The organism is Pseudofulvimonas gallinarii (genome assembly GCF_004343305.1).
In the GTDB taxonomy this organism is placed as follows: Bacteria; Pseudomonadota; Gammaproteobacteria; order Xanthomonadales; family UBA2363; genus Pseudofulvimonas; species Pseudofulvimonas gallinarii.
Map to the genome: position 1 here is coordinate 121982 of NZ_SMAF01000002.1, position 13294 is coordinate 135275.

General features: G+C 67.6%; 11 protein-coding genes. All 11 read right to left on the bottom strand.

Annotated elements, in window-relative coordinates:
- Positions 1-83: 83 nt before the first annotated feature.
- The 11 genes from ispD to EDC25_RS02270 all read right to left on the bottom strand — a co-directional run bounded on the left by ispD (position 84) and on the right by EDC25_RS02270 (position 13097).
- Positions 84-788: a 2-C-methyl-D-erythritol 4-phosphate cytidylyltransferase gene (gene ispD, locus EDC25_RS02220; protein WP_123522045.1), complete on the bottom strand. Its 705-nt coding sequence runs from the start codon at positions 786-788 to the stop codon at positions 84-86.
- Positions 785-1090, bottom strand: a complete 306-nt coding sequence (gene ftsB / locus EDC25_RS02225; RefSeq protein ID WP_123522046.1) for a cell division protein FtsB — start codon at positions 1088-1090, stop codon at positions 785-787. The genes ispD and ftsB overlap by 4 nt, the downstream gene beginning before the upstream one ends.
- Before the next feature lie 149 nt (positions 1091-1239).
- On the bottom strand, positions 1240-2535 hold the full coding sequence (gene eno / locus EDC25_RS02230; protein ID WP_123522047.1) for a phosphopyruvate hydratase: 1296 nt from the start codon (positions 2533-2535) through the stop codon (positions 1240-1242).
- 92 nt (positions 2536-2627) lie between these two features.
- Positions 2628-3056 carry a hypothetical protein gene (locus EDC25_RS02235; RefSeq protein ID WP_123522048.1) on the bottom strand — a complete coding sequence of 143 codons (429 nt, stop codon included), beginning with the start codon at positions 3054-3056 and terminating at the stop codon, positions 2628-2630.
- 1 nt (position 3057) lies between these two features.
- Positions 3058-3879 carry a 3-deoxy-8-phosphooctulonate synthase gene (gene kdsA, locus EDC25_RS02240; RefSeq protein ID WP_123522049.1) on the bottom strand — a complete coding sequence of 274 codons (822 nt, stop codon included), beginning with the start codon at positions 3877-3879 and terminating at the stop codon, positions 3058-3060.
- The gene (gene pyrG, locus EDC25_RS02245; RefSeq protein ID WP_123522050.1) at positions 3876-5561 is read right to left on the bottom strand and encodes a CTP synthase; all 1686 of its coding nucleotides are present in this window, start codon (positions 5559-5561) and stop codon (positions 3876-3878) included. The genes kdsA and pyrG overlap by 4 nt, the downstream gene beginning before the upstream one ends.
- 157 nt (positions 5562-5718) lie before the next feature.
- A complete protein-coding gene (locus EDC25_RS02250) occupies positions 5719-7608 on the bottom strand; it encodes an N-acetylmuramoyl-L-alanine amidase (RefSeq protein WP_205984963.1) in 1890 nt (629 codons plus the stop codon).
- Between the two features lie 489 nt (positions 7609-8097).
- Complete coding sequence (locus EDC25_RS02255) at positions 8098-9177, bottom strand: hypothetical protein (RefSeq protein WP_123522051.1); 1080 nt, start codon at positions 9175-9177, stop codon at positions 8098-8100.
- A complete protein-coding gene (locus EDC25_RS02260) occupies positions 9161-9964 on the bottom strand; it encodes a hypothetical protein (protein ID WP_165910862.1) in 804 nt (267 codons plus the stop codon). The genes EDC25_RS02255 and EDC25_RS02260 overlap by 17 nt, the downstream gene beginning before the upstream one ends.
- A 485-nt stretch (positions 9965-10449) precedes the next feature.
- Positions 10450-11067: a choice-of-anchor Q domain-containing protein gene (locus EDC25_RS02265; RefSeq protein ID WP_132577195.1), complete on the bottom strand. Its 618-nt coding sequence runs from the start codon at positions 11065-11067 to the stop codon at positions 10450-10452.
- A complete protein-coding gene (locus tag EDC25_RS02270) occupies positions 11025-13097 on the bottom strand; it encodes a choice-of-anchor Q domain-containing protein (RefSeq protein ID WP_279432522.1) in 2073 nt (690 codons plus the stop codon). The genes EDC25_RS02265 and EDC25_RS02270 overlap by 43 nt, the downstream gene beginning before the upstream one ends.
- Positions 13098-13294 lie beyond the last annotated feature (197 nt).

Consider the following 13294-nt stretch of genomic DNA (forward strand, 5'->3'; position numbering starts at 1 on the left):
GATGGCAACCTATCGTCGTTGGATCCGCCGGCAGGGCGGACAATGCATGCGATGTTGCGGCAAGTCTAGATCAGTGCGCAGGTTCAGCCGCCACGGCCGGCGGCGCGGAGCAGGAACGCCGCCAGTTCGAAGTCCCCGGCAGTGGTGACCTTGAGGTTGCGGGCGCTGCCGGGCACCAGCAGCGGCGCCAGGCCGAGATGCTCGAAGGCGCTGGCCTCGTCGGTCACCGTTGCACCGTCAGCACGGGCGCGATCCAGCGCCGAGCACAGCGCGGAATGACGGAACAGCTGCGGCGTCAGCGCGCGCCAGGCGCGCTCGCGCGGCAGGTTGCCCAGCGATTCGCCGCGGTCGTTCGCCTGCTTGAGGGTGTCGGCCACCGGCGCGGCCAGCAGCGCGCCGACCGGATGCGCGCAGCCCAGGTCCAGCAGGCGGTCGAGGTCGGCATGGTCCAGGCAGGGGCGCGCGGCGTCGTGGACGAGCACCCAGTCGTCGCCGCCCACGCGCCCTTCCAGCGCCTCCAGGCCGGCGCGTACCGAAGCCGCGCGATCATCGCCGCCGGTCGCGGTGAGCACGGGCTTGCCCTCCAGCGCCGACCAGCCCGGCCAGTGCCTGTCGTCCGCAGACAGAGCGACCACGGCGCCGGCGATGCGCGGATGCCGCAACAGGACTTCCAGCGTCCAGTACAGCAGCGGCCGGCCAGCCAGCTCGACGTACTGCTTGGGGTAGTCCAGTCCGGTGCGACGGCCGATGCCCGCGGCCGGCACCACCACCCACACCTCGCCACTCATGGCTTGCGTTCTGGCCGTGCGGGCACCGCCGCGCCATCGATGACGTGATAGAAGGTCTCGTCCCGGCCGATCAGGCCCAGCTCTGCGCGGGCGCGCTCCTCGATGGCCTCGCGTCCTTCCTTGAGGTTGCGTACCTCGGCTTCCAGGGCAGCGTTGCGCGCCTTCAGTCGGGCGTTCTCGGCCTGCTGCGCGGTGATCGACTGCTCCAGCGCCCGCACCTTGGGCACGCCGTCGCGTCCCCACAGCTTCAGCTGCAGGAACACGATCAGGAACAGCATCACGACAATCAGCACGCGCTGCATGGCGGGGGATCGCGGGTGAACGGAGCGTGCGGCATCGGTGCTGGCGACATGGCGGCTCCGCTGACGACGTGGGGCCGGCCCCGGCAGCTCCGCCGCGGGGCCGGATCGGACCAGATCGCAGTTTAGAGCCAATGTCGCCACTGTCGCGCTCAGCCCGGCAGGCGGCTCAGATTGGGGAAAGCCTGGCGGCCGGCGTAGCGCGCCCGGCTGCCCAGCGCCTCCTCGATGCGCAGCAGCTGGTTGTACTTGGCGACGCGGTCGGAGCGGCACAGCGAGCCGGTCTTGATCTGCGTGGCGCTGGTGGCCACCGACAGGTCGGCAATGGTGGTGTCCTCGGTTTCGCCGGAGCGGTGCGACATGACCTGCGCGTAGCGGGCCTGCTCGGCCATGGCGATGGCGTCGAAGGTCTCGGTCAGCGTGCCGATCTGGTTGACCTTGATGAGGATGGCATTGGCGATGCCCTGGTCGATGCCCTGGCGCAGGATCGCCGGGTTGGTGACGAACAGGTCGTCTCCCACCAGCTGCACGCGGTCGCCGAGGCGCTCGCTGAGCAGTTTCCAGCCGGCCCAGTCGTCTTCGGCCATGCCGTCCTCGATGGTGACGATCGGATAGCGGTCGCACCAGCCGGCCAGCAGCGAAGCGAAGCCGTCGGCATCCAGCTTGCGGCCTTCGCCGGCCAGGTCGTAAAGACCCTCGCGGTGGAACTCCGAGCTGGCGACGTCGAGGCCCAGCATCACCTGCGAACCGGCCTTGTAGCCGGCCTGGTCGATGGCCTGGAGGATGACCTCCACCGCTTCCTCGTTGGACTTCAGGTCCGGCGCGAAACCGCCCTCGTCACCCACGGCGGTGTTCAGGCCCTGCTTCTTCAGTACCGACTTGAGCGCATGGAAGATCTCCGCGCCGCAACGCAGCGCCTCGGAGAAGCAGTCGAAACCCACGGGCAGGATCATGAATTCCTGCATGTCCACGTTGTTGTCGGCATGCGCGCCGCCGTTGATGATGTTCATCATCGGCACCGGCAGCACCGCCTCGCGGTCACCCAGCAGCTGCGCCCACAGAGGCTTGCCGGCCGCGGTGGCGACCGCATGTGCGGCCGCCATGGACACACCCAGCAGCGCGTTGGCGCCGAGGCGGCCCTTGTTCTCGCTGCCGTCCAGCGCGATCAGCCTTTCATCCAGACCGCGCTGGTCGGCGGCGTCGAAGCCGGCCAGCGCCTTGGCGATCTCGCCGTTGACGTTGGCCACCGCATTGCGCACGCCCTTGCCCAGGTAGCGCGACGTGTCGCCGTCGCGCAGCTCGATCGCCTCGCGGGCGCCGGTCGATGCGCCGGACGGCACGGCGGCGCGGCCGGTCACGCCGTTGTCGAGGATCACTTCGGCTTCGAGGGTGGGATTTCCGCGCGAATCCAGAATCTCGCGCGCGTGGATCTTGGTGATTGCAGTCATGGCTTCCCATCCAATCTGTTGAAGAATCCGTATTGACACGACCCGCCGGCGCGCACCCCTTTTTGGTACACGCCCGACCGGTTCGACGGCCATCAGTCCGCCGTCTTGATTTGGATCGTCAATCCCAGCCCGGTAACCAGCTTTTCCTGCAGCAGGGTCATGTCGGCTTGTCCGGCGCGCTCGCCGGTCAGCACGATGCAGCGAATTCCGTCGGCGCGGGTCGCGACATGATCGGCAAAGGCGGCGGCATCGAAGGTCTGGCCGTCCAGCTGGAATGACGCCTCCTCGTGCGCGACGCTCAGCGAGTCGCGTGCACACCAGTTGTCGACGCCCTCGGACAGCACGCCCATGATGCCGCGCTTGCCGACATGGGCGACGGCGCCACTGTTGTCCTGTTCGCCCGGCGCGATCCGCGTGCCCGTCACCCGGACGCGGCTGGGGTCGGCCATCTTTTCCGCCGCCCGAACGGAACCGGACAGAAGGACGAGCAGCACAAGTGCGAGCGCGGCAAGGCGATTCATCTCAAAGGCATCCGGGCCGCTTGGCGATGCGGTCCAGTTCGAGCAGCGTTTCCAGCAGCGCTTCCATCTTGCCCAGCGGCCAGGCGTTGGGGCCGTCGGACAGCGCCTTGTCGGGATCGGGATGGGTTTCCATGAACACACCGGCGACGCCGACGGCGACGGCGGCGCGCGACAGTGCCGGCACGAATTCGCGCTGGCCACCGGAACTGGCACCCTGCCCGCCCGGCAGCTGCACCGAATGGGTGGCATCGAACACCACCGGGCAACCGGTCTCGCGCATCACCACCAGCGAGCGCATGTCGGAAACGAGATTGTTGTAGCCGAAGCTGACCCCGCGCTCGCAGACCATGATGTCGTGGTTGCCGACGTCGAAGGCCTTCTGGACGACGTGCTTCATGTCCCAGGGCGCCAGGAACTGGCCCTTCTTGATGTTCACCGGCTTGCCGGCGCGGGCGACGTTCTGGATGAAGTCGGTCTGCCGGCACAGGAAGGCCGGCGTCTGCAGCACGTCGACGACCGCGGCCACCTCGTTCATCGGCGTGTATTCATGCACGTCGGTGATCAGTGGCAGGTCGAGCTGGCGCTTCACCTCGGCGAGGATGCGCAACCCTTCCTCCATGCCCGGCCCGCGGAAACTCTGCCCGGAGGAGCGGTTCGCCTTGTCGAAGCTGCTCTTGAAGATGAAGGGAATGCCGAGGCGGCCGGTGATCTCCTTCAGCTTGCCGGCGGTATCGACCTGCAGCTGTTCGGACTCGACCACGCAGGGGCCGGCGATCAGGAAGAACGGCCGGTCGGCGCCGACCTCGAAGCCACACAGTTTCATGGCGCCACCGCCTCCTTGCCGGCTGCGACTGCCGGCGCGGCGGCAGCCTGGCGGCGCCCGCGCTCGGCCAGCGCGGCCTTGATGAATCCAACGAACAGCGGGTGGCCGTCGCGCGGCGTCGAGGTGAACTCCGGATGCGCCTGGCAGGCCAGGAACCACGGGTGGTCGGCCAGCTCGATCATCTCGACCAGGCTGCCATCCTCGGACACGCCGCTCATGACCATGCCCTTCGCGCCCAGCTGCTCGCGGTAGTGGTCGTTGAACTCGTAGCGGTGACGATGACGTTCATGGACTTCATCGGCGCCGTACAGGCGCTGCGCCAGCGTGCCCGGCTGCAGCCGGCACAGCTGCGAGCCCAGGCGCATGGTGCCGCCCTTGTCGGAGGTTTCGTCGCGGCGCTCGACGGCGCCGGTCGCGGTGCGCCACTCGGTGATCAGCGCGATCACCGGGTGCGGCGATGCGCGGTCGTTCTCCGTGCTGTTGGCGCCGCCCAGTCCGGCGACGTTGCGGGCGAACTCGACGACGGCGGCGTGCAGCCCGTAGCAGATGCCGAAATACGGCACGCCGCGCTCGCGCGCATGACGCGCCGCCATGACCTTGCCCTCGAAACCGCGCTGGCCGAAGCCGCCCGGCACCAGGATGCCGTCGGCGCCGGCAAGCAGTCCGACGCCCTGCGCCTCGATGTCGTCGGCCTCGATCCAGCGCATGTCGACGCGCACGCCCTGCTTCATCCCGCCGTGCGTGAGTGCCTCGGCGATCGACTTGTAGGCGTCCTTGTGCTCGACGTACTTGCCGACGATGGCAATGCTGACCGATTCGCGCGGATGTTCGAAGGCCTCGACGACGCGTTCCCATTCGGACAGGTCCGCCTCGCGCACCTTGCCAGCCAGATGCAGCCGCTCGATGACGATGTTGTCCAGACCCTTGGCGTGGTACCACATCGGGATGCGGTAGATGTTCGGCACGTCGATGGCGTCGATGACCGCCTTCTCCGGCACGTTGGTGAACAGTGCGATCTTGCGCTTCTCGCCTTCCGGGATCGGCTGCTCGGAACGGCACAGCAGCACGTCCGGCTGGATGCCGATCGAGCGCAGCTCCTTCACCGAATGCTGCGTCGGCTTGGTCTTCAGCTCGCCGGCGGCCTTCAGGTAGGGCACCAGCGTCAGGTGCATGAACAGCGTCTTCTCCGGACCGCGCTCGCTGCGCAGCTGGCGGATCGCCTCCAGGAACGGCAGCGACTCGATGTCGCCCACCGTACCGCCGATTTCGACCAGGCCGACGTCGTAGCCGGCAACGGCCTCGTCGATGCAGCGCTTGATCTCGTCGGTGATATGCGGAATGACCTGCACCGTGGCGCCAAGATAGTCGCCACGACGCTCCTTGCGCAGCACGTTGGCGTAGATCCGCCCCGTGGTGATGGCGTTGCGGCGCGTCAGCCGGGTGCGCACGAAGCGCTCGTAGTGACCCAGGTCGAGGTCGGTCTCGGCCCCGTCGTCAAGGACGTAGACCTCGCCGTGCTGGTACGGGCTCATGGTGCCCGGATCGACGTTGATGTAGGGGTCCAGTTTCATCAGCGTCACCTTCAGCCCCCGTGATTCGAGGATGGCCGCCAGGGACGCCGCTGCGATGCCCTTGCCCAGGGAGGACACGACACCGCCGGTCACAAATATCAGTGGAGTCATGGGAGATGCGCCGGGAAAGGCGAATTCTAGCAGTTCCCGCCGCGCCGCGCGCCTCCCCGCGCCCGGCCAGCCGCCTTGGCCGCCCCGCAATTCATTGATCGGAAAGAAAAAGGCCGAGTCCCCGCCGGACGCGGCCGAATTCACCCCCGCTGTCCGGTCAGTTCCTGATCTGGACGTCGTCGATATAGACGAAGACGTTGTAGCTGGTCTGGGCGCGGAACAGCCAGATCGCGTCCAGGGTCACCGTGGAGGCGGTGATCGCCCCGTTGCCGCCAACCCAGGCGTTCCACTGCGCGGCATCCGCCAGGTTCCACTCCAGGTAGGTCCAGGTGTTGGCCGGGATGCTGCGGCTGATCGAGCGCTCGGTGCCGTCGCTGTCGTCGATGCCGACGGCGGCCGTCATGCCGGTACCACCCGAGTACACCCAGAAGCCGATGCGGCCGTTGGCCTTCGACAGGCTGGTGTTGGCGGACGGCGTACCGCCACCCGACAGCAGCCTAACCGCCCAGGCCGCCGAGCTGCTGGCGTTGTCGACCAGCTTCACCTGCAGCGAGCAGCTGCCGTTCCGGCGCATGGTGCAGTCGCGCTGCGCGGTGGACGACGTCGCGATGCCGGTCGTGCTGCCCGAGTAGGCCGGCGAGGTGTTGAAGTGGCCGACGCTGCTCTCGAAGGAGTCGAGGACGCGCGTGGTGCCGGTGCCACCGCCACCCCCGCTGCCCGGATTGAGCAGGTTGTAGTAATTCGCCCAGTTCCAGTTGATGCCCGGATCGGTGTGGGTCTGGTTGCTGAAGTGCTGGTGGCCCTTGATCTTCACGCTGGTGGCGAGCACGTTGATGCCGCTGCTGGCCGCACCCTTGTACGCCGACGAGCAGGTGATCGCGCTGTACGTCGCACAGAAGTGCCGGACCAGCGCCGCCGAGGCGTTGTACATCGCCGTCGTGTACCAGGAGCTGTTGTTGACGTAACCCTCGTGCTCGATGCCCAGCGTGTAGGAGTTGTGGCTGCCCACGTGCCAGGCAGTGTGCGCGTGACGCACCATCTGCGTCACCTGGCCATCCGAACTGCGGATGACATAGTGCGCGCTGACATTGGCCGTGGAGTTCTTGAACCACGAGATGGTCCCGGCGTAGCTGCCCTGCGCCGTGTGGATGGTCACGGCACTGACCGCCGCGCTGCGCGACGCGGTGTAGTTGGTGGAATGCGCGGGATCCCAGATCGCCGGACCATAGTCGGTGCTCTTGAGCGCCGGTGCCGGCTCGCCGGATTTCAGCGCTTCCAGGTCGACCAGCGTTTCGCTCACCGGATCCAGCGCATAGCCGCCGGTATCGATTACGTCACGCGTCACGTCCAGGCGGACGAACGGCGCCTTCAGCTGGACGAGCTTCTCGACCGGGAAGGCGTTTTCCCATTCGACCGCCCGCTCGGGCACGACCATGCCCTTTTCGTTGACGCCGCGGTCGATCGCCAGCAGCACGTCGTAGGCAAAGCTGTCGCGCGCGAAATCGCCGACCGCACTCTTCGCCGTGTCCGGAGTGAAGCCGGCGTAACGCGCCAGTGCCGGGGCGATGGAAGCCACGTCGGGCGTGCCGCCGCGCTTGCCGACCTGGTCGGCATCGATCTCGCGCGCCAGCAGGGCTGCGGCGGCAAGAATGTTGTAACGCGGGTCGCTGGCGATGCGTTCGGCGGGCACGCCGATCAATGCTTCGGCCCGGGCAAGCTGGTCGGTGAAACCTTCGCCGCCATACAGGCCCATCACGCCCCACGCCGTCGGCATGTGGTGATGGTTCTCGTGGCCAGGATCACCGGCCAGCGGCAGCCAGCGGCTCTGCGAATAGGCGATGGCTTCAAGCACGCCGGCCGGAATCTGCGGATAGCGCGCGTAGGCTTCGGCGAACAGCGGCGGGAACGCCGCGCGGATGGAAACCAGCTGCGCTTCCTCTGCCATCAGATGCGCCAGCAGCGCCGCGTCCTCATCCTGCGCGATCACCGGAAAGGCGAAGCCCAACGCCAGCGCCATGCTGGCGAATACATGTGTACGTCCAACCATGAAGTATCTCCCTCGGCACTCTGATCTTATGGACCGTGGCCACACCTCCCGTGTGCGCCGCGATTGACCATACCGGAACGCATGGAAAAAGCTGTGTCGCAAGACACAACTGTGAACCACATTTCGTGACGAACAGCACAGCTCGTCGATCGCCCGGACGGAACGTCAAGGCGAGCACCACGCCCACCACCCATGCACTGCTGTGTATCCTGAAGGCGACGCGACCGGGCGACGCCTGGGTGTGGCTTTGCCGATCCCCGGCAACCAGACAGCCTTTTGGCCAGCGATGGCGCGCCCGATTCGAGCCGTTCGGCGCTCAGCCTGCGCCGCGCCACCTCAGGGAAGGCGACGGTACATCGGCAGGCCCCGACGCTGGTGGTCAGGGCGTGCCGGCGAATCCTCGCGGCTTCAGCCGGATCACGCGGCTGCGCCAACGTGGTGGCGCATCGTTGATGCGGTCGACCAGCAGGATGTCGCGCCCATCGGCACTCACGCCCACGTTGGTATGTCCACAAAGATGTCCGGATCCCCATCGACCGGAAGCGAAACCAGGCCCGTGTGGGAAGTCCACATAAATGCCCGCTCTCGATGGCTGCCGTCGTTGCGCGAACACACCCCCACCATCACGCTGCCGTCCGCACTGCTGTCTTTCGGCATGCAGTACCGCCATTCCCCCATTCCCTCACCGTCGAGGTCCCGACCCAGCCAGGCGTGCTGGCCGCCCTCGATCCAGTACCAGGGGTTGCCCCAATAGGGATGCAACGGATTCCCCCGCTCACGGCCCGCGCCGAACACGATACGTCCGTCACCACTCGCCGCTCGCGCCTGGTCCAGCAATTTCCCCTCGCCATCGCGAAGCAGAACCGGTTCTTCGCGCCTGTTCCATCGCACCGTGTAGGCAGGAATCGATGACGCCGTGAAAGGTCCTGGAACATAGCCATGGCCGACCAGAACCTGGCCGTCGGCAGAGACGTGGAGCGGCAGCCAGGCGCCCGTGTGGAGCAGCTGCGAGTCAGCAGCCTGCAAAGGCGGCAGGAATGCGAAACCTTCCGTGCCTCCCCATATCCACGATCTACCAACGACAGCTGCGATCTGTCCGCCCACGACCCACTCGCCGTTCGGCGAGACGTTCATGGCGTGAAGTTGCCAGGCATCCTCGGGCAGCCCCGGCAGAAGCGACCAGCCATCGGCCTGCTTGAGATACGGCAGCTGCCGTCCCGCATGGTCGACAGTGACGGCCAGCGTCGACCCGTCGGACGAGGCCAGCGTCGATGTGCGCTGGCCATAGGGCGCGAAGACGATCCCTCCCTCTGGCAGATCGTCGTCCTCCACGGCCAGCTGCCCGCTGCCCGGTTGCCACGCATAGAGCTTGTGCTCGACAAATTCGACACCCAGAACTCTTCCGTCGTTGACGAGCACGTCCATCCGCACGCCTGCCGTGTGCGGATCTTCCAGGTGCGGCGACTCGAATTGTTCGACGTCGTAGAGGTCCTCCAGCTTCGGGCGCTGCCACGGACAGGCCACCTCGTGCGGTGAAGTCAGGCGTTGCAGGTCAAGCGACGCCTTCACCGAAGGCGGGGATCACCGAAGCGCAACGGGCATCGCCCGCGTCGCACCGCAGCCCGAAGTCCAGCGTGCCCCAGGCGAACCGTTCGACATCATCCGGATCGAAGGCTGCGCCGAAACGCGCGCCACGCGTCGAGTGCAGGTCATCGATCCGGAGGCGTTCTTCCGCATCGAGGCGGCCGGTGCCCAGCACCCAGTGCTGGCGGCCCTCGCTGTCGTAGCTGTACCAGGTCACGATTGCCTGCGTCGGCGTCGACCAATGGACGGCGAAGCCTTCGCCATTGTGGGCGGGGTCGTACCAGGAACCGGTCTGCCCCGCGTGATCGGCGACCTCGCGGCCCGTCACGCCATGCGGCGTTTCGCAGCGGCTGCCCATCACCCGCGCCAGTCGCTGCACAGGAAACGCCTGTGCCTGCCCAAAGGCCTCGTAGCTGAAATGGCCCTGGTCGCAGCCGCTGAATTCGATCCGCGCCGAACCGGCCAGTTCGCGCACGACGTCATCCGGATCGAAGTCGGCGCCGAAGCGCGCTCCCCGCGTCACCACCAGTTGCGGGAAGTCGATCCGCTGGCCACCCTCGCCATCGTCCACCACCTGCCCGGTCGCGGTCATCCAGCGTTGCCCGCCGGTTTCGTCGTAGGTGAACCAGTACAGCCAGGCACTGTCTGCGCTGCGCATTTCCAGCACCCAGCCCTCGCCGCTGCGATCCACCGCGAACCAGTGGCCGGCATGGCCGGACGTGATCGGCATGCCGGCGGCGGGGACTGCACCACTGAGCAGCATCAGAAGCAAGCCAGCCAACCACCGGACCGGAACGGCACCGCAATGGTCTCGTGAACTTCGACACCGCAATGTGGACAGCATGCTGCGTACTCCGCTTCACCTGGATTTGGACAAAGACTAGTCGCATAGCCCTCCACATGCATCCATCGGCTGCGCACGGTGCGTTCGCGACGCCAGGATTCCAGCCCACAGGATGCAGGCGAACCGACGCGAACCTCGCCGGCAAAAAGCATCATCGTTCCGATGCAGGCGATCGGGCGTTCGAAACAGTCGACACCGGCTCGATACCGGCATGCCGACATTGCCGGCGTTGACCGTCGTGGTCGATCGCCGTTCAAACCCGCGTGACGATGGCACCGCTCCAATGCGGGCGAGTCGACACCGGTCATGGTCGCCAGAAGAACCCCTGGATGCGAGCGACCAGGACCGGCAGCGCACCCGCCATCAAAACGAACCCGTTGCCGATGCTGCGCGACAACACGCGGGGCCGTCCGCTACGGGGGTGGAAGGTCCCGCGCCGGCGCAGACGTCTCGAACCCGCTTGCGAAAATCGTGTCGACCTCGACTTCGAAGGCACCGACATCGCAGGCGCGCGTGCCATCGCCATCGCCATCCTGCGGCCGCGCCACGCCCCGCTGGTCCGCCGTGGCACAGTGCGCCTCACGTCCACGGTCGATGGCACTGGCGCCCTGTGCTGGACGGTGCGTCTGCGTGAATCCGCCGTGATCGGCCAGCGCCAGCAGCGGCGGCACCACGTCGAGCTGGTCGTCCGGCTGCGGCGCGAACTGCTGGCAGCGCTGCGCATCGCCAATGATGTTGCCGCCCATCGAAAAGCCGTTGTTGCAGTCCGGAACGCCTGCAACCGTCTGCGCGAAATTGCCGGCCAGGTAGGTGTTCGCCAGATAGGTCAGGCCGGCACCGCCATGGACGTCGCGTATGCCGCCGGTCAGCGGAAGCGGCATGCCAGCGACGCCGCCGTTGAGCGTGATGGTGCCGTTGAGGATGTCCAGCCGCGAGAAGCCGTCGTTGGAGATCGCCCCGACCGCGCCGCCGCCGTTTCCCGTCAGCGTCACGTTCTCCAGGAGCGCCGCCGCACCGATGTCGAAAACCATCGCCCCGACATTGCCCCCCCCTGATTGCCGGCAACCAGGCATCGACGCAGAACCGTGCGGCCGCAGCGCGCGGACAGGGCGCCGGCCAGCAGGGCCACATTGCCGCTGATCTCGCAATCTTCCAGATCTAGGGTGGCGTCCGGATCCTCTTCGCCGGTTGCATCACAGGCGCCTGCCAGCGTTCCCACCGCGATGGTCGCACCCCATCCCTCATCCACGTTTCCAAGGATCCGCACATGACGCCCTGAAACCCGTCCCCCCACAGCCAAGGCCGTCGCCGCCACGGGTCCGTCACTCCGGTGGTCACGCAGGATGATGTCCTCGAGATCGACCTGGGCGCCGGCCGCGACCTGCAGGCCTGCGCCGGCTGCGAACCTGCCATTGCGCAAGGGGACACCGCGCAGGGCGACATGACGCCCACCGCCCACATCATGGACATCGATGACGCGATCCAGCGCGCCGGCATCGATCGTCGTCAACGCCGAGCCGGCGCCGAGCAGCACCAGGTCATCGGTGACGTCGAGGTCGCCCGTCGCCGCCGCATCCTCGGATTGGCCGGCCAGCCCGAACACGAAGATGCCCGGCGGCAACGCGACGATATCGACACCGGGCCGCGCGTTGGCCTCATGGATCGCGGCGCGCAGGCTGCAGCGCTGCCGCCCTTCGTCGCAGTGCCCATCGCCGGGAAGGATGTCCGCGCTGTCGTCCGGCGTGTTGACGGTGAAGGTCGGCTGCGGCGACTGCATCTCGACCGCACCGACATCGCAGCCGGGGTCGTCGTCGCCATCATGGTCGAACGCCCGCGGCTGTCCGCGCTGGTCGGTGCGAAGACAGCCGGCCGCCCAGCCGTCATCGATCGCCTGGGCATGCGGAAGATGGCTGCGCGTGAAGCCACCGTGGTCGCCGAGCGGACCCAGCGCCACTGCGACCTCCAGGCGATCGTTGGGCAGCGACTGCAGGCCGCTGCAGTCGCCATAGTGGTTGCCGCCACCTGACGAAACCACGCCGGCGCAGTCATCGGCCAGCAGGCCGGGGCCGTTGCCGGCGAGGATGGAATTGGCCAGGCTGGTCTGGCCGGGGGGCGCATTGAGGTCACGGATGCCGCCGACCTGCGATGCCGTGCCACTGCGTGGCCCGTTCGCGGTGACGGTACTGCCCTGCACTTCCACCCGGGCGCCCACCGCCACCAGCACGGCACCCGGATCGCCGCGGTTGCCGCTGATCGTGACGTTCTCCAGCCGGGCCTCGACGCCGGCCGCGAGTTGCAGCGCGCCCGCGCCCGAAGCCGTGTTGCCGCTGAGCAGGCTTCGCCTCAGCACCACCCCGGCCGGACCGGCCTGGATCGCGCCGGCGGCGTCGGCGGAATTGCCACTGATCTCGCTGTCGTCCAGCAGCAGGCAGGCACCCTCATCGCCTGGCTGCGACCCGACCCGGATGGTGACCGAACCCGCTGCCGCCGGCGTTTCCTTGTCCCCGTTGTCGCGGATCCGGACGTATCGGCCTTGCACGCAACCGCGAACGTCGAGCGCAATGCCGCCAGGGCGATCGCGCATCCGGTGTCCGGCCACCTCGACCTCCTGCAGGTGCAGGGCCGCGCTGTCGCCGACCCTGACGCCGGCACCGCCGCCCGACGCGCTGCCGTCAAGCTGACCGTTCAACACCGCAAGGCGTCGCAGGCGCAGCGTCGCACCGGCATGGACCTCGAAGACGCGGTCCTGGGCCGCGCCATCGATGCGCGTCAGTGCCGGACCGGCACCAATCACCGTGACAGGGTGAAGGATGTCGAGGTCGCCGCTGTGCGCGGCATCCTCGCCGGTGCCGGCGAGCGCCAGCAGGAAATCGCCGGCGGGAAGATGGATGATCGCTGGAACCGGCGCCGGCGCGACATTGGCCTCCATGACCGCCGCGCGCAGGCTGCAGCGCCCGGCGCTGTCGGCACAGAGGCCATCGGCGGGTGTCGCATCAGGCGTATCCTCGACCGTGTTGACGAAATACTGGGCGGCCTGTGCTGGAGTGCACAGAACGACCACGCCCAACAGGCACACCTTCCAACCGGCCATCGCACCACCCCCGCCCGTGGCGCCGATTGTGCGCCTTTGCGGGGAATACGGGGCCGACACACCGATCCTGTCAGCGGCACACGCCTGCGGTCGGAAACTGGACCCGGCGCCGCCGTCGGGTGTTGCGCGGTGACCCGGCACGGGCCATGCTGCGCACCCGTTTGACC

Coding starts and splice junctions, on each gene's coding strand:
- EDC25_RS02265 (WP_132577195.1), bottom strand. CDS start 11,067: ATGGTTTTCGACATCGGTGCGGCGGCGCTCCTGGAGAACGTGACGCTG.
- eno (WP_123522047.1), bottom strand. CDS start 2,535: ATGACTGCAATCACCAAGATCCACGCGCGCGAGATTCTGGATTCGCGC.
- EDC25_RS02250 (WP_205984963.1), bottom strand. CDS start 7,608: ATGGTTGGACGTACACATGTATTCGCCAGCATGGCGCTGGCGTTGGGC.
- pyrG (WP_123522050.1), bottom strand. CDS start 5,561: ATGACTCCACTGATATTTGTGACCGGCGGTGTCGTGTCCTCCCTGGGC.
- kdsA (WP_123522049.1), bottom strand. CDS start 3,879: ATGAAACTGTGTGGCTTCGAGGTCGGCGCCGACCGGCCGTTCTTCCTG.
- ispD (WP_123522045.1), bottom strand. CDS start 788: ATGAGTGGCGAGGTGTGGGTGGTGGTGCCGGCCGCGGGCATCGGCCGT.
- ftsB (WP_123522046.1), bottom strand. CDS start 1,090: ATGCAGCGCGTGCTGATTGTCGTGATGCTGTTCCTGATCGTGTTCCTG.
- EDC25_RS02235 (WP_123522048.1), bottom strand. CDS start 3,056: ATGAATCGCCTTGCCGCGCTCGCACTTGTGCTGCTCGTCCTTCTGTCC.